Source organism: Streptomyces sp. NPDC102283 (assembly GCF_044766265.1).
Lineage (GTDB): Bacteria > Actinomycetota > Actinomycetes > Streptomycetales > Streptomycetaceae > Streptomyces.
Map to the genome: position 1 here is coordinate 200,866 of NZ_JBIWLQ010000002.1, position 15,994 is coordinate 216,859.

General features: G+C 75.6%; 15 protein-coding genes. 2 read left to right on the plus strand and 13 right to left on the minus strand.

What is annotated here, in order from left to right:
- Positions 1-3: 3 nt before the first annotated feature.
- From ACIRJT_RS05380 to ACIRJT_RS05430, 11 genes are all read right to left on the minus strand, one after another.
- Entirely contained in the window at positions 4-1,806 is a 1,803-nt protein-coding gene (locus ACIRJT_RS05380) for an ABC transporter ATP-binding protein (RefSeq protein WP_403904818.1), read from the minus strand.
- The gene (locus tag ACIRJT_RS05385; RefSeq protein WP_403904820.1) at positions 1,803-3,542 is read right to left on the minus strand and encodes an ABC transporter ATP-binding protein/permease; all 1,740 of its coding nucleotides are present in this window, start codon (positions 3,540-3,542) and stop codon (positions 1,803-1,805) included. Before ACIRJT_RS05385 ends, ACIRJT_RS05380 begins: the two co-directional genes overlap by 4 nt.
- Positions 3,539-5,167 carry a nitroreductase gene (locus ACIRJT_RS05390; protein WP_403904823.1) on the minus strand — a complete coding sequence of 543 codons (1,629 nt, stop codon included), beginning with the start codon at positions 5,165-5,167 and terminating at the stop codon, positions 3,539-3,541. The genes ACIRJT_RS05385 and ACIRJT_RS05390 overlap by 4 nt, the downstream gene beginning before the upstream one ends.
- A gap of 14 nt (positions 5,168-5,181) precedes the next feature.
- Positions 5,182-6,549 carry a YcaO-like family protein gene (locus ACIRJT_RS05395; protein ID WP_403905460.1) on the minus strand — a complete coding sequence of 456 codons (1,368 nt, stop codon included), beginning with the start codon at positions 6,547-6,549 and terminating at the stop codon, positions 5,182-5,184.
- Complete coding sequence (locus ACIRJT_RS05400; RefSeq protein WP_403904826.1) at positions 6,546-8,162, minus strand: CocE/NonD family hydrolase; 1,617 nt, start codon at positions 8,160-8,162, stop codon at positions 6,546-6,548. Before ACIRJT_RS05400 ends, ACIRJT_RS05395 begins: the two co-directional genes overlap by 4 nt.
- Positions 8,159-9,136, minus strand: coding sequence for a hypothetical protein (locus ACIRJT_RS05405; protein WP_403904828.1), 978 nt, complete (start codon positions 9,134-9,136; stop codon positions 8,159-8,161). The genes ACIRJT_RS05400 and ACIRJT_RS05405 overlap by 4 nt, the downstream gene beginning before the upstream one ends.
- A gap of 147 nt (positions 9,137-9,283) precedes the next feature.
- Complete coding sequence (amiA, locus tag ACIRJT_RS05410) at positions 9,284-9,418, minus strand: streptamidine family RiPP (RefSeq protein WP_007452728.1); 135 nt, start codon at positions 9,416-9,418, stop codon at positions 9,284-9,286.
- 74 nt (positions 9,419-9,492) lie between these two features.
- Positions 9,493-10,401 (minus strand): ABC transporter ATP-binding protein, encoded by a 909-nt coding sequence (locus ACIRJT_RS05415; protein ID WP_403904831.1) that lies wholly within the window; start codon positions 10,399-10,401, stop codon positions 9,493-9,495.
- A 119-nt stretch (positions 10,402-10,520) separates the two neighbouring features.
- Positions 10,521-11,576 (minus strand): FecCD family ABC transporter permease, encoded by a 1,056-nt coding sequence (locus tag ACIRJT_RS05420; RefSeq protein WP_403904833.1) that lies wholly within the window; start codon positions 11,574-11,576, stop codon positions 10,521-10,523.
- The gene (locus tag ACIRJT_RS05425; protein ID WP_403904836.1) at positions 11,573-12,634 is read right to left on the minus strand and encodes a FecCD family ABC transporter permease; all 1,062 of its coding nucleotides are present in this window, start codon (positions 12,632-12,634) and stop codon (positions 11,573-11,575) included. Before ACIRJT_RS05425 ends, ACIRJT_RS05420 begins: the two co-directional genes overlap by 4 nt.
- Positions 12,631-13,614, minus strand: a complete 984-nt coding sequence (locus ACIRJT_RS05430) for an ABC transporter substrate-binding protein (protein WP_403904838.1) — start codon at positions 13,612-13,614, stop codon at positions 12,631-12,633. The genes ACIRJT_RS05425 and ACIRJT_RS05430 overlap by 4 nt, the downstream gene beginning before the upstream one ends.
- Before the next feature lie 212 nt (positions 13,615-13,826).
- Here ACIRJT_RS05430 and ACIRJT_RS05435 point away from each other — a divergent pair, with 212 nt between their 5' ends.
- A complete protein-coding gene (locus ACIRJT_RS05435) occupies positions 13,827-15,104 on the plus strand; it encodes a hypothetical protein (RefSeq protein ID WP_403904840.1) in 1,278 nt (425 codons plus the stop codon).
- 69 nt (positions 15,105-15,173) lie between these two features.
- Here the strand turns inward: ACIRJT_RS05435 and rpsN are convergent, their stop codons facing one another.
- Together rpsN and rpmB are read right to left on the minus strand one after the other, a co-directional pair.
- Positions 15,174-15,479: a 30S ribosomal protein S14 gene (rpsN, locus tag ACIRJT_RS05440; protein ID WP_403904842.1), complete on the minus strand. Its 306-nt coding sequence runs from the start codon at positions 15,477-15,479 to the stop codon at positions 15,174-15,176.
- Positions 15,479-15,715, minus strand: a complete 237-nt coding sequence (gene rpmB / locus ACIRJT_RS05445) for a 50S ribosomal protein L28 (RefSeq protein WP_403904845.1) — start codon at positions 15,713-15,715, stop codon at positions 15,479-15,481. The genes rpsN and rpmB overlap by 1 nt, the downstream gene beginning before the upstream one ends.
- A 71-nt stretch (positions 15,716-15,786) precedes the next feature.
- Between rpmB and rpmG the strand changes: the two genes are divergently transcribed.
- A complete protein-coding gene (rpmG, locus tag ACIRJT_RS05450; protein WP_003964410.1) occupies positions 15,787-15,951 on the plus strand; it encodes a 50S ribosomal protein L33 in 165 nt (54 codons plus the stop codon).
- Positions 15,952-15,994: the final 43 nt, after the last annotated feature.

The following is a 15,994-nucleotide window of genomic DNA, read 5'->3' on the forward strand; positions in this document are numbered from 1 at the left end:
TCATCAAGGACTTTCCTCGCGGGCGAAGAGGCGGGTCAGCGGGCCGCCCGCCCGGATCAGCTCGTCCCAGGTGCCCTCCTCGACGATGCGCCCGCCGTCCAGGACCGCGATCCGGTCGGCCCTGCGGACCGTGGCCGGGCGGTGGGCGATCACCAAGGTCGTCCGGGTGGCCGATTCGGCCGCGAGCGCCCGGGACAGTTCCGCGTCGCCCCGGTGGTCCAGATGGGCCGTCGTCTCGTCCAGGACGAGTACGCGCGGGCCGCTCAACAGCCCCCGGGCCAGGGCCACCCGGGCGCGCTGGCCGCCGGACAGGGTCGCGCCGCGCTCGCCGACGGCGGTGTCCAACCCGTCGGGCAGGGCGTCGACGACGGGAGCGATGCCGCAGATCCGGGTCACCGCGCCCAGCTCGTCCGCCGTGGCGCCCGGAACGCCCAGACGGAGGTTCTCGGCGAGGGTGCCGTGGAAGAGCGGGGCCTCCTGCCCCACCACGGACACGGCGGCGCGCAGGTCCTCCTCGGCCAGGTCCCGCAGGTCCACGGGGTCGGCCGGGGCGGGGGGCACCAGCTCCACGGCGCCGGCCTCGGGGTCCCAGTAGCGCGCCAGGAGGTGGGCGCAGGTCGACTTGCCCGCCCCGGACGCTCCGACGAGGGCCACGGTCTCGCCCGGCCGGACGGTCAGGTCGACGCCGTCCAGCACGGCCTCTCCCCCGTAGCCGAACCGGACTCCGCGCAGCCGCAGGCCGAGCGGTCCCGGCGGTACGGGGCGGGGGGCGGCGGGATGGGGGGCCCCGGCGGTGGCGTGCACCGCGGCCCGGACCCGTGCGGCGGCGGCGCGCAGACCCCCGGCCCGGCCGAGTGCGGCCGCCGATTCGGCGACCGGTGCCAGGGCTCCCAGGGCGAGTGCCATGGCGGCCGGGGCCCACGCCCCGTCCAGACGTCCGGCGGACGCGGCGTGGGCGGCCGCCGCCACGACCCCGATGACGGCGGCGACGACCAGCAGGTCGCGGGTCGCTCCCGCACCGGTCTCCCAGGACTGCTCGGCGCGCTGGGCGCGGGCGAGCCCGCGTCCGGCGGACCGCAGCCGGGCCCGCCTGCGGTTCAGCGCCCCCGCCATCAGGAGTTCGCGCAGTCCGTCGACGCTCTCCACCGTCTCGGACGAGACCTCGGCGAGCGCGCTCCGGGTCCGCGCCCCACGCTCCGCGCGCCCGCGCGCTTCGAACAGCGGCGACCAGATCAAAAGGAGCGCGGCGGGTACGACGGCGAGCAGCAGCCAGGGGCCGAGAGCCGCCAGCACGGCGGCCGACACCGCGAAGACCACGCCGGATGCCAGGAGTTGGGCGATGGCGTGGGCGTAGAAGAACTCCAGGGCCTCGACGTCCCCGAGCGCGGTGGCCGCGAGGTCTCCGCTGCGCCGGCCCGCGATCCGGGCGGGGGCGCTGCGGGCCAGCCCGTCGAAGACCCGCACGCGCAGTTCGGCGAGGACCCGGTAGGCGAGGTCGTGCGAGAGGTCCATCTCCCGCCAGGTGGCGAAGGCCCGGAGCAGGACCAGCCCGATCAGGACCGCGATGGTGCCGGCGGCGGGCGGGCGGTGCTCGGTGACGGCCGTGCCCACCGTGTACGCGGCGAGGGTCACGAGGGCGACCAGGGCCGCCTGGTCGACGAGGGCGGCCAGGCAGGTGCGCAGGACGGTCGCGCGGTGCGCGCCGAGGACCGGGAGGAGCGAGCGCAGGGCGCCGGTAGAGGCGTCGTCGGTGGCGACGGGGCCGGGGCGACGGGCGGGGCCGTTCGGGGCGGAGATCGAGGTCATGCGGCGCGCTCCTCCTGTGCGGTGCGCCCGGCCGCGACGAGCGAGGCGTACACGCCGCCGCCCGCGAGCAGGGTGGTGTGGTCGCCCGTCGCGGCGACACGGCCCGCGTCGAGGACGACGATGTGGTCGGCGTGGCGTACGGCGTCCAGCCGGTGGGCGACCACGACGCAGGTGCGGCCTCGGCCGGCCGCCGACAGTTCCCGCACGATGCGCGCCTGGCCGCGTTCGTCGACCGCGCTGGTGGCCTCGTCCAGGATCAGGACGGGGGCGTCGGCCAGCAACGCCCTTGCCAGGGCGAGCCGTTGCCGCTGCCCACCGGAGAGCGTGGCGCCGCGTTCGCCGACGAGGGTGGCGTAACCGTCCGGCAGCCGGACGATCTCCTGGTCGATCCCGGCGGTGCGGGCGGCGGCGCGCAGTTGTTCGTCGGTGGCGGCCGGGCGGGCGATGCGCAGGTTCTCCGCGATCGTGGCGTGGAAGAGATAGGTGTCCTGAGAGACCACGGCGATGCCCCGGCGCAGCGAGGCGAGGGTGTACGCGGCGGTGGCCGTCCCGGCGACGGTGAGGCGGCCGCTGTCCGGGTCCCGTTGCCGCAGCAACAGGCTCAGCAGGGTCGACTTCCCCGCCCCGGACGGACCGACGACGGCTGTGGTGCGCCCGGGGGCAGCGGTGAAGGTGACGCCGTCGAGAGCGGGCCGCCCGCCGCCCGGGTGGGTGAAGTGCACGTCCTCGAAACGGATTTCGGGTGCGCTCTCCCAGGCGGCGGTCGCGGTTCCCCGGTCGGGCACGGCGGCCTCGGCGGTGCGCAGGCCGGCGATTCCGTCGGCAGCGGACACCCCGAGGTAGCCCGCGTGCCACTCGCGGGAGAGGTCGCGGACGGGGCGGAAGCACTCGGAGGCGAGGAGGAGAAGGAGGTAGGTGCCGGTGGCGGCGGTACGGCCGGTGGCCGCCGACGAGCACGCCACGAGGACGGCGGCGGCCGTGCCGCCCTGGACGGCCAGGTCGGTGAGGCCGGTGTCGACGAGGGAGACCCGGAGTTTGGCGACGGTGGTCCGGTGCAGGGCGGCCGACCGCCGCTCCAGCCGTTCCCGTACGCGACCCACCGCACCCGTCGCGCGTAGGGTCGGCATCCCCTGGAGGGCCTCCAGGTAGTCGGCGGCGAGGCCTTCGTAGGAGTCCCAGTGCTCCTTGCCGCGCCGCGCGAGCAGCCGGTCCCACCAGCGCGGCCCGAACAGGGCGAGCAACAGGGCGGGGCCCAGGGCGAGGGCCGCGAACGGCTCGACGAGGGCGACGGCGACCAGCAGCAGCGGCGGAACGGCGCAGGTGACGAGCGCTTGGGGCAAGTAGCGCGAGACGTAGGCGTCGACGCCCTCGACTCCGTCCACCAGTGTGGCGCGCACGGCTCCGGCGCGCGCACCGGTGATCGCGGTGGGGCCGACCGCGCCGAGCCGCTCCAACAGGGTGTCGCGCAGCCTGATCCGTACGGTGGCTCCCGCCGTGACCGCGGTCAGGCGCTGGGCGCGGCCGAGTCCGGCGCGGACCAGGACGACGGCGATGACGGCGATGAGCAGGGGGGCGAGGGCGGCCGTCTCCCCCCGGGCGATCCGGGCGAGCACGAGGGCGAGAAGGACGGCCTGGGCGAGGTGGGTGGCGGTGACCGCCGCGAGCAGTGCGGTGGCGAGGCCGAGCGGGCGGCGCGCGGTGTTCGCGGCGCGCAGGAGTTCGGGGTGGAGCATCATGGGCGTTCTTCCTCGCCGGGCGGTGCCGCCGGGGCGGCGGGTGTCGGGTCTGCGTCTGTTGGAGCTGCGGGTGCGGGAGCCGGGGCGGCGGGTGCCGGGGTCGGGACTGCGGGTATCGGGACTGTGGGTGCCGGAGCTGCGGGTGTCCGGGTCGCTGTGGCAGGGGCCGTCCGGGCCGGTGGCCCTTCGGGCGTCCGTGGGCGTCGGGCGGAGCCGGGGTCGGCGGGGCCCGGCGGTGGGGGCGCTCCCACCGCCAGGCCGTGCACGATCCAGTCGCGTCCGGGCGCCTCGCCGAGCGCCGCGCCCAGGTCCGCCCGCTGCCAGGACCCGATGGGCCGGGAGCGCAGGCCCAGTGCCGTGGCGTGGGCCTGGACCGCTCCGGCCGCGTACCCGGCGGCGAGGTGGACGGTGCGCACAGCGGCCGGCGGGGCGTCCGTGGGGCAGCCGTGGGCGATGAGCACAGCACCCGTGCCGCCGATCCACTGCTGGCCCGCGGCCCAGCGGGCGAGGGTGGGGCGCGCGTCCCCGGCGGCGCGGACGTCGAGGCACCGGCCGTCGGGTGATTGGACGTACAGGGCCGGGTCGCCACCGCCGACCGCCGCGGTCCAGGCGGGTCCGTCCGGCCGTGCTGTCCTGGCTGTGGTCAGGAGCACGGTGAGCAGGTCCTTGCCCAGCGGGTGGGTCAGGTCGTCGGGCGGGGCGCTCCGGCGCGTTTCCACGTCCTCGTCGGTCACCGGTCCCGGGCGGAACGCCGGGAGCCAGGTGCCGCCGGGCAGCTCGGGGGATGCCGCGATGTGGTGCAACACGTGCCGTGCGGCGGCGAGTTCGCGGGGCGCGGTGGTCTCCGCGCCGGGCTGCGGCGACGGGGCCGCGGCACGGGGCGGGTCGGCCCAGGCGCTCAGTGTCCCGTGGGGCCCGGCGGCTGTGCCGACGGGCGTCAACCTGACGGCCGTGAGCGGCAGTTCCGGTTCGGTGCCGGGCCAGGCGCCAGGCCGGTCCGGACCGGCGGGCAGCCCTGCGGCGGCGGAGAGAAGGGCGGCGTCCGCATCGAGGCAGACCAGCACGTCGGCGGTCGGCGATCCGGCCAGTGCCAGGGCCGCGGCGGCGTGGCCCGCGTCCAGCAGGAGCAACGGCCAGGCGCGGTGGCCGTAGTGCGCGACGGTGCGCGAGGCGGCCACAGTGAGGACGACGAGGACGCCCGGGGCCAGGCCGTCGGGGGCCGGGCCGCGCTGGTGGGCGCGGTGGGCGCGCGGGTCGTAGGCGTAGCGTCCGGGCGGCAGCGAGCACCCCGGCCCGACCAGGAGGTGTGCGCGCACCGGGTGCAGGGCCCCCGCCGAGGGGACGGGGCGCAGGCGGCCCGGGGTGCCGGCGGGCGCGGCCAGCGAGAGGCGCAGGACGCGGTCCAGGTCCATCGCGGCCCGGCCCCCCGGCCCCACTTCGGACCGGAGTTCGTCCCCGGTCAACGGCAGCCCGGCCCCGCTCCGGGGGAACGGGCGATCGGGGACGTACGGGGCGAGGCCCGGCGCACGCGGGGAGCGGACGTCCGCGAGGGCCCGGCGCAGGAGGCCGGACGCGGGTCGCGCCCCGGATTCGGGTGCGGCTGTCCGGGCCGGGGTGTCGGGCATGACGGCACACTCCTTCACATGTGCGGGGGCGGGGCGAGGGTGAAGTCCCCCGGAGCGGTGGGCGGTCGGGTCCGCCAGCCCCGGGCGAGCGCGGCGTCCGCGAAGCGCGGGCAGCCGAAGTAGCCGAAGGCCGCCGGGGCGTTGGGGATCAGTCCGGAGACCAGGACGCGGGCGACGCGCAGTGTCGTCTCGGCGACGTCCTCCGTGGTGAGGTCGGCGGTGATCACCCGGTGCCCGCCTGCGGTGAGCGCCGCGTCGAGCGCGGTGCGGCTGCCGGGGGCGATCGCGGTGACCGGGACCGTGCCGAGGGAGGGTTCGGTGAAGCGGCGGGCGAGCGGGGACATCCGGTCGTCCAGCCAGACCTGGACATGGGCCCCGAGGTCCCGCACGGCGGCGAACTCGGGCCCGCAGTCGTCGAGATAGCGCCGGTCGGCACGGTGGTCGAGGTAGAGGCCACGGGCGAGCATCCCGGCTTCGACCGCCCGGTACACCCAGCCGTCGGCGTCCACCGCGCCCTGGGTGAACACCCAGGTGTGCACCGCCTCCAGCACGGCCTTGCGGGCCGCCTCCGCCGGGTCGTAGCGGCAGGCGAACCCGGCCGCGTGGATGCCGCGCACGGGATCGTGCGCGAGGGCGGCCACACAGGGGGCGAATTCGGACGGCATCTGCACGATGTGCACGTCCAGCCCGCAACCGGCCAGGTCCTCGGTGAGCCCGGGGACGCTCGCCGGGTCGACGCCCCGGGTTGGCCCGTCCAGGTGCCACCACAGCTCCAGGGCGTCGCGCTCGACGACTTCGAGGAGGCCGCGCTCGACGGCGTCGTCGAGGCCCTGCCCGGTGGCGATGCCCGCGTAGTTGAGGTGGTGGGTCCGGGGCAGCGAACGCAGATCGCCCTGACGCCAGTTGAGGTGGGTCAGCGCGACAGGGGCCCAGCAGGGCCGACCGTTCTCGGTGGCCCTGGTCCACAGCGCCGGGGTGTCGGGGGTGAGTTCGGCGTACGGGAATCCCTGGCGGCCGTACTGCCAGGGGGCGTACGTCGGCAGAGCGCCGGGTCCGTAGAGGCGGTGGCCCTCGGCGGTCAGTTCGGCGGCGGTGGCCCGGCGGGGCTCCCGGGGGTGTCCGGGCGGGGGGAGGCGGTTGCCGCAGTAGCGCTCGACGGCCTCGGCCACCGCGGCGATCCAGGCGCCCCGGGGGTCGCCGAACGTGGTGCCGAGCGAGACGCGGTCGGCGGGCCAGGCGCCGAGGCGGCGGGCGTCGGCGACGTCGGCGGTCATCGCGGTGTAGCGGGGCGGCGCACCGACGGGGTGCTCGACGGGGGCGACGTCTCGGATGATCCCGGTGACGGGATCGACGAGGGCTTCGATGGGCAGGGCGCTGGTCAACGGCATATCTCCGGTGCGGGCTCGACATAACGGCGTCGGGCGACGACGGGCAGGTGGAGGGCGCTGCCCCGGGCGTTCACGGTGCGGCGGGACGGGGCGAGCCGGGTGGCGGTGACCGGGTCCTCCCCGGTGTGCGGGTTGCGGACGTGGGCGGGGAAGTGGTGTCCGGCGATCTCCGCGCGCAACCGGGTCCCGGCGGGCAGCCGCAGGCCCAGCGTGCCGAGCGGCACGGTGATGTCCGCGGCCTCGCCGGGTGGGCCGGTGCGCCGGACGATGCCGAAGGCGAGCGGATCCGCGTGGCCGGACGGGTCGAGCGCGGTCAGGCGTACGGCCCAGTCGGCACTGGGCGTGTCGGCCGTGACGTTGATCCGGGCGGCGGCGGCTCCCGCCAGGTCGAGCGGGCGGGGCAGCGGTGGTGAGAGGAGCAGGCAGCGGTCGGCGCGGGTGCCGTCGTCCGGGACGGCGAGGTCGTCCGAGCGCACGGGACGGTCGGGGTCGGCGCTGAACTCGGCTCCGTGGAGCAGCCGTAGACCGGTGGGCGAATCGAAGGGCCAGCGGCAGTCCGCCTCCGGCCGGTCCGGTGGGGTGGCGTCGGGAGTGATCGCCGCACCGGGGGTGCTGTGCCAACGACCGCTGTCCCCGAGGGCGATGACACCGTGCCGTGTCGGCTCCAGCCGCCCGGCGAGCGCCGCGCGGGCCCACCGTACGTACAGCGCACCCAGGTTGACGCGTGCGCGGGCCGGTGCGGCCGGGTCGGCGGTGAGGCGGTGGCTCCAGGGCCCGAGCAGCAGGCGGGACGGTCCGCCCCAGCCGCGCCACAGGGCCACGGTGTCGTCGGCGAACGGGTCACGGGTGCCGCCGACGGCGAGCAGCGGAATGCGGGCGGCGGAGCCCAGCGCGACGAGCCGGCCTCGTTCTCCGGCCGTCCAGAGCCGGGACCAGGAGGGAAGTTCGCGTCCCAGGCCCTCGGCCAGCCGTGCGGCGAGTCGGGTGACCGGGAGGTGTTCCAGCAGCCGGGGGTCACCCGCCAGGGCGCGGGCCAACGCGTCCGGGTCGGAGTCGCGACGGTCGCCGTGCGCCGCCCACCAGCCGGCCCTGGCCCACAGCCGCTCCGGGCCCCCGGACTCCCGCGCCGTCTCGGCCAGTCCGAGCGCGGGGACGGCGGCGATGACGGCGTCCGGGACGCCGTCGCGGCGGAGGTCGTCAAAGGCGGCCCCGGTTCCGGCATCGCAGGCTGCTCCTCCGCCGGTGTCACGGGCGGCGAGCGCGGTGACGAGGGCGCAGTACGCGGCGTAGGAGGCGCCGACGGCGACGACCTCCCCGTTGCTCCACGCCTGGGCGCGCACCCAGGCGACGGTGGCCGCGCCGTCCGCCGTCTCGTGACCGCGGAAAGGGTGCCACTCGCCCGGTGAGCCGTGGCGGCCGCGTACGTCCTGGGCGAGCGCGGCGAATCCGTGCGTCGCCCAGCCGCGCAGCTCGGCGCGGTGGGCGACGCGCCCGTAGGGGGTTCTGATCAGGACGGCGGGAAGGGGGCGGGTTCCGTCCGGGAGGCAGACGTCGGTGGCGAGCTCGGTGCCGTCCGGCGTGCGGACGTACACGGTGGGAGTGTTCACGGGCGCGCCTCGGCTGTCCCGGCCCCGGCACCGGCCCGCGTCGATGCCGGGGCAGGCAGGGGCGCGACGTCCGGGACGGGGAGCACGGGATGCTCGGTGAGGGTGAGATCGCGCAGGTCGATCCGGCGCAGCCGACGGCGCACCGGGAGAACGGCCGCCCGGTTCGTCCCGGCCTCGGACCCGGCTTCGGCTTCGGCTTCGGCTTCGGCTTCGGCTTCGGCTTCGGCTTCGGCTTCGGCTTCGGCTTCGGCTTCGGCCCAGGCGATCAGGTCGGCGGTGAGGAGTGCGGCGATCAGCGCGGCTGAGGCTTCGGTGGGGTGCGGTCCGGTGTCGGGGGTCCGGTGTCCGGCCCAGTAGGCGGCGAGTTCGCGATGGGCGGGGGTGGCCGCGAGTCTGCGGAGCCGGACGTGACGAGAGGTTACGTCTCCCGGGACCGCGGCAAGGGGTTCGGTCCAGCTGTGAACGCCCTCGCGGTGACAGCGCAGCCAGGCGACGCGCCGGCCGGGCAGTCGGTCCGCAGCATCCCAAAGCCCTTCGGGCACGGGTGAGTCGAGGCACCACACCACAGCGACACCTCCTTCCGCACCGCGGTCCGGGGTCGCCCGGACCAGCTCCGCCACACCGTCCGGGGTGATCCGGCGGACCTCGGCCCCCTCCGCCCCGGCGCAGCGCGCCAGCGGCTCGGTGAGCACGGCGTCGCCGAGGACGTGGACGGTCCGGCCGTCGAGCGGGGCCCGGGGCGGGGCGGACACCGCGTGCCCGCCCGCCTCGAACGCCTCGACGAGCCGGGCGAGTCCGGCGGCGTACGCACCCTCGCCCGACGCCTCCTCGCCCGCCAGCCGGCGTACCAGCTCCTCGTCGGCGACACCGCCGGTATCGATGCGCAGGAACTCCCCTCCGGAGGTCCGGAGCACGGGGGCGCCACCGGGGACGGTGACGATCCCGGTGCCGGGAGCAAGTCGACTGCGGGTCACGGAATCCTCCGGGGCTGGAAACGGGGACGGGGGGCGGGAGAAGAGTGTGGGGAGCTTCGGGGCCGAACGGGGCGGGCCCGCCCGGGTGTCACCGGGCGGGCCCGCCCCGCGCTACGCGGGGAATCTGCCGTCAGTGGCAGGTGTCGCCTACTTCTCGGCCGCGGTGTCGGCCTCGACGGCGTCGTCGAAGGGGTTCTCGACGAGGGCGTTCGAGTGGGTGGCGGAGAGGTGGGCGAGCTGACCCTGGTCGGCGATCGGGCTGAACACCTTGTTGTTCTCCATGAGTTGACGTCTCCATTCGGTCGGATCGGATGAGTGTTTCGGTCGCGGCGTTGGCGCGTGCCGCAGCACAGACACTAATGAATATGATTTTCATTCCGCAATAGCTGTGGCGGATCGAGAGGGTGATCTGGGTAACAGACGGGCCAGCCTCCCTCGCTGTCGATCCCCACCCGGCCCTCCACGCCGAGCACTTCGGCCAGCAGACGCCGGGTGACCACCTCGGCCGGCGGCCCGTCGGCGGCGACGCGGCCCTCACGCAGCGCGACGATCCGACCGGCGAACCGCGCGGCGTGGTTCAGGTCGTGCAGCACCATCACCACCGTCAGCCGACGCTCGGCGCGCAGCCGTACCACCGTCTGGAGCACCTCCAGTTGGTGCCGCAGATCGAGATAGGTGGTCGGCTCGTCCAGGAAGAGCACACGGGCGTCCTGAGCCAGCGCCATGGCCAGCCGGACCCGCTGGCGTTCACCTCCGGACAGCGCGTCCACGGGCCGGTCGGCCCAGTCGGTGACGCCGACGTCGGCGAGCGCCCGGCCCGTCACCTCGTCGTCGCCCTCCCGCAGCATCCCGAGCGGCCCCCGGGCTGCGTAGCGCCCCTGACGCACGAGTTGCCGCACAGTCAGTCCCGGTACGGCGGGTGCCGATTGATGGAGCAGCGCGACGCGCCGGGCGGCGGTGCGACGGGGAAGCCGCGCCACGTCGTCGCCTTCGAGCAGGACGCGCCCGCCGCTCGGGGTGAGCAGTCCGGCGGCGAGCTTGAGGAAGGTGCTCTTGCCGCAGCCGTTCAACCCGATCAGGGCGACCAGTTCGCCGGCGCGGACGCTCAGGTCCACCCCTCGCAGGACCATGCGTCCGGGGTAGCCGAAGGTCAGCCCCTCCGCCCGCACGACCTCCGGGCCGGGCACCGCGTCCGGCTCCGCTTCCGGCCCGGCCGCCGGCCCCACCGGGCCCGGCTCCACTTGTCCGGTCAGGCCTTCCGGCATGCCACCCTCCTCATCCGCTGTCCTCCACTTCCTTTGATGTCGATGCACCGATGCCGATGTGTCGATGCCGATGTCGCGCCGACGCCGACTTCGCCGCGTCGCTTCCGCGTACCGCTCCGTCATCGTTCGTCCGCCCGTCGCCGCGCCACGACCATCAGCAGCCCGGCCCCCACGAAAGTGGTCAGAGCGCCGACCGGGAGGGTCAGCCGGTCCGCGTCCAGCCCGGTGGCCAGCAGCCGGGACAGCAGTTGGGCGGCCGCGTCCGCCCCGCACACCACCGCCGCGCCGAGCAGCGCGGCGCCCGGCAGGGTGATGCGCAGGTCGGCCCCGAAGACGGCCAGCGCCAGATGGGGCACCAGCAGCCCCACGAAGCCGAGCGCCCCCACGGCCGACACGGCACCGGCCGTCAGCGCCACGGCGCAGACGAGCGCCGCTCCCCGGCCCCGGCCGGTGGCCAGGCCCGCGGCAGAAGCCTGTTCGTCGCCACAGCGCAACAGGGTCAGCGGCCCGGCGAGCAGCCAGGCCGCCGCGCCCCAGAAGGCGGCCCACGGCCAGAGCAGATTCCAGTGCTGCCAGACCCGGCCTTCGGTGGAGCCGATCAACCACTGCACGACGCTGCCGAGTTCGCCGGGGGCCACCAGGAGGACGACGGCGGTGAGCCCGGCGAGCACCGCCGACACGAGGACCCCGTACACGGCCGTCTGTTCCGGGTCGCCCCGGTCCCGTCCGGCCAGCAGCCACAGCAGACCCGCCCCGGCGAAGCCGCCGAGACAGGCCGCCACGACCACGGCCGTGGGGGATTCCCAGCCCGCGAGGCCGAGGCCTGTCGCGGCGACCGCACCGAGTACGGCACCGGGAGTGACGCCGGTGACTTCGGGCCCGGCCAGCGGGTTGCGCAGGGCCGACTGGAGTACGAGCCCGGCCACCCCGAGGCAGGCTCCGGCGACCAGCGCCACCAGCAGCCGGGGCAGCCGGAGTCGGAGCACGATGTGTTCGGCGGTGGGGTCGCCGCCGCCGAGCAGCACCGCCCGTACGCCTTCAGGGGCGACGCCCCGCCCGGCGAACAGATCGGCGCAGGCCACCGCGGCGACGAGCAGCGCCAGGCCGCCCATCCGGAAGCCCGGTGCACGCAGGGCCCGACGGGCCGGGCCGGGCACGGTGTCGATGAGCGTCATCGTTCGGCCTTCCGCAGGACGGGAGCGGGGAGGCCCGGCGGATTCCCCGGTGCGGGCGGGGCCACCGGGCCCCGGTCCCGGGTGGGCCGTCTCCCCCGCTTCAGCAGCACGACTCCGACCGGCACCCCGATCAGAGCGGTCCAGGCTCCGACCGGTGTCTCGACCGGGGCGAGCGCCAGCCGGGCCGGCTGATCGGCGCACAGCACGACGATCGCGCCGCACCCGGCGGACCGGACGAGCCACCCGGCCGCGCCGCCGTCCGGGCGGAGGCGGCGGGCGAGGTGGGGGGCGAGGAAGCCGACCCAGGCCACCGGCCCGCAGACGGCGACGACGGGGGCGATGAGGACGACGGCGATGCCCAGCGCGGCCACTCGCGCGCGTTCGACCCGTACCCCCAGCGCACGGGCGTCGTCGTCGCCGAGGCGCAGCACTCCGAGCACCGGCACGCACAGCACCAGCGCCGGGACGGCCACGGCGAGCCAGGGCAGCAGACCGGTGACGTCGTCCCAGGTGCGGGCGGACAGACTGCCCAGCAGATAGCGGTAGATGAGCTGGAGGTCGAGCTGATCGGCCATCACCATGAGCACCAGCAGTGCCGCCTGGAGTGCGGCGGCGACGGCTGCTCCGGTGAGCAGGACGGCCGAGGGGCTCCGCCCGAATCCGGCGGCGACCAGGGTGAGCAGACCGCCGAGCGCCGCCCCGGCCAGGGCGAGGAACGGTTGCAGTCCGAGGGGAACCGCCAGGGCCAGGACCAGCGGTGCGGCGACGCCCAGGGCGGCCCCGGAGGAGACGCCCAGCATCTCGGGCACGGCCAGCGGGTTGCGCAGGGCCTCCTGGAGGACGAGGCCCGCCGCGCCCAGGCAGGCCCCGGCGATCAGCGCCAGCACCAGGCGGGGCAGCCGCAGTTCGGTGACGACGAGCCCCGCGAGCCCGTCGGCCCCCAGCGTGGCCGGGAGCCTGACGGGCGGGACGAACGGCGTGCCGAGGCTGAGCGCGCAGACCGCGCTCGCCAGGGCCGCCGCGCCCAGGCAGAGCGGCGCCACGGGCGGACGCCTCACCGCAGTGCGGCCGTCGCCTCGTCGAGGACGACGCCCAGGGAGCGGGTGCCGCGCCCCTTGGCCCACACCTCGGAGTCGACCTCGATGACCTTGCCGTTCTTCACCGCCGGGATCCGCGACCAGAGCGGGTTCTTCGCCAGCCTGTCGGAGAGCTTGCCGTCCGGCGCGCCGAAGGACAGGGTCTCCACGAACAGGACGTCGACGTCCCGGGCCAGGATCTCCTCAAGGCTGTAACTGCCGTCGACGCCCCGGCTCTTCCACGGGTAGTGGGAGATCTTCGGGAACAGTCCGGCCGCCACATCGGTCTCCGGGGTGGCCACGCCGAAGTTCTCGTCGCTGCCGTAGACGATGAGCGCGGTCTTGTCGCTCCTGCTCTGCTCCGCCTGCGCGAGGCGGCCGCGGAAGGTCTTCTCCGCCTTCTCGCCCTGCTCGGTCCGGCCGGTGAGCGCGGCCAGGTCCCGCAGGTAGCCGACGCTGTCCTGCCAGGATCCGGGCTGGACCGGCCAGAACGTCGTGGCGCCCTTCAACGCGGGGGCCAGCTTGCCGTGGGTGTCCTCCAGGCCGATCACCAGGTCGGGCCGGTGGGACAGGATCGCCTCGACCTCGGGGCTGAGGAAGCCGCCGGGCACGACCGGTATCTCCGCGGCCTCCTCCCGGCCCAGGAACTTCGGGTGCGCCAGCACCTGGGAGTTGGTGGCGGTCGGCGTCATGCCCAGCTCGACGAGGATGTCGTCGCAGAGGGCGACCAGGCAGACGATCTTCTCCGGCGGCTTCGGCAGGGAGACCGTGACGCCCTTGGCGTCGGTGATCCGGGTGGCGGCCTCGATGGGCCGCACGTCCGTGCTCGTGCGGGCGCCGGCGCCCCCCGGAGCGGCGGCCGGTTCTCCGGTGTCCGCCTCCCCGGTTCCGCAGCCGGCCAGCAGGCCTCCCAGTACGGCGATCGCGGCCCAGCGGCGGACTCTCAGCGCGGTTCGTGGCATCGACGGTCCCTCAACGTTCCTGTGCGGTCCCGGGGATGTGGCGGATACGGAGGCGGAGCCCCGGGAGCGATCCCCGCCACAGACCGGAACCTTACACATGATTATCATTTCCAATAAAGTGGCCGGTGGCCCTCACCCCGTCCTCGACGGTCCTCGCCGGGCCCCACCGGCCTCCATCACCTCCATGACCCCGCCGACCGCAGGAGTTCGCCATGTCACAGCCCCCACCCACCTCGCCCCACACACCGCCGCGCCTGCTGGTCTCCGACCATGTCGCCGGCCGGATCAGCCTGCTGGACCTCCCGGACGGCACGGAGCGCGCCGAGCTGAACCACCGGCACCTCGCCGAGCACGCCGGCTTCCTCTCCCTGCCGGGCGACCTCACCGCCTGCGTGGACGACCGGGCGGGCGAACTGCTGGTCCTCGACCCCTACGGCCCCGGCGCCGGCCGGCCGCTGGCCCGGCGGCGGATACCGGTCGCGGTCCCCGCCGAACACCTGGCGGCCGATCCGGGAGGACGGCACCTCGCGGTGACCACCGGCCTCGGCCGCAACGAGGAGGCCTGGACCGGGCTCCTGACGGCCGTCGACCTCGACGCGCCGGACGGCGCCGTCGCCGTACGCGTACGGGGGCGGACGGGCGAGCCGGGTGTCACGGTCCTCGGTGGACCGTCCCCCCTCGTGGTGCTGCGCCACCGGGAGCCGGGCGAGCTGCTGGTCCACCGGCACCGCGACCTGATGCGCTCGGCCCCCGCCTGCCCTCCGGCGACCCCGGTCCGGCGGATCGGCCTGCCGGACGACGACGGTCACGGCGACGCCCACGACCCGCTCACCGGCCGGGTGTTCGCCGCCGCCGGGTCGGGGGTGCATCGCGCACGACGGGAAGGGGACGACCTCGTCCACGAGGACCTCCTGCCCTGGTCCGCCGACGGGCGTTCCGGCGGGCGCGGTCACTACCTGCGGCTCGACCCCGTGCGGCGGATGCTCTGGTCCTGCGTTCGCGGCGGACCGGGCGACCCCGGGCAGTGGCCCGACTGGTCCAACGACGCCTGGTGGCACCACCTCGACACGGGCGTCACGGGCCGGCTGGACCTGGGCCCCGGACTGGTCTTCCGGCTCGCGGTGACCGCCCGCCACATCGCGTACACCCGGGTCCACCCGGACGGCGACGAGCTCGTCCTGCTCACCGCACCTCCGGTCGCCGGATCCCGCCCGGAGGTCGTCGCGCGCCTGCCCCTGCCCGCCATGTCCGGCGCGCCCCGGCCCGGCGGGACCCCCTGGGACGGCGTACAGCGGCGGGCCGTCGCCGCCTCACCCGGCGGGAGCCTGGTCGCGGTCAGCCGGGGAGGCCACGGCGAGGTCCACGTCTTCGACGCGGACCGGGCGGAGCCGCTCACGACCTTGGGCGTCCCGACCCCCCTGGACGACGGCGGCCACCTCGCCCTCCTCACCCCCGGGGACGGGGCTCACCTCGACCCGGTCGGGCGCTGAGAGACGCGTCGCGGGCGGCGGCGCGGCGCGACCGCCGTACCACCACCCGCCCCGGCCCTCAGGCCGGCTTCACCAGGAGGACTTGGTCACTCCCGGAAGGAATCCCGCGTGGGCCTGCTCACGCATCCGGACCCGGGAGAGCCCGAACCTGCGCAGGTACCCGCGGGGCCTGCCGTCGACGCTGTCGCGGTTGCGCACCCGCGTGGCACTGGCGTCGCGCGGCTGACGCCGCAACTCCCGCACGGCCGCGCCCCGTTCGCGCTCCGGCGTACCGGGTCGGCGGATGATCTCCTTCAGCTCGGCCCTGCGCGCGGCGTAGCGGTCGACGGTCGCCCGCCGCCGGTCGTTCCGCGCGATCTTGCTCTTCTTCGCCATCAGACCTCCCCTCCCCGCGCACGGATGCGCGCGACCGCGGCCTCGACGCCGATGCTGTCGACGGTCTTGATCGCCCGAGCGCTCAGCGTGAGCCGCACATAGCGGCCCTCACCGGGCAGCCAGTACCGCTTGCGCTGGATGTTCGGGTCGAACCGGCGCGACGTCCGGCGGTGCGAGTGGGAGATGTTGTTGCCGAATCCCGGCTTCGAACCGGTCAGTTGGCAGTGGGCGGACATGGAAAGTTACCTGCCTCTCCTTCGACGCATCCATTATTGAAAATGGAAACCATTGCCATATAGTAGCGCCCATGGCTCGCAACGAAGTACGCCCGGTCATCAAGCTCCGCTCCACCGCGGGGACCGGCTACACCTACGTCACCCGCAAGAACCGGCGGAACGACCCCGACCGAATGGTGCTGCGCAAGTACGACCCGGTGGCCCGTCGCCATGTCGACTTCCGCGAGGAGCGCTGAGGCCGACAGGCCCCACCGCTCACCCGCACACGACCCGTGCCCG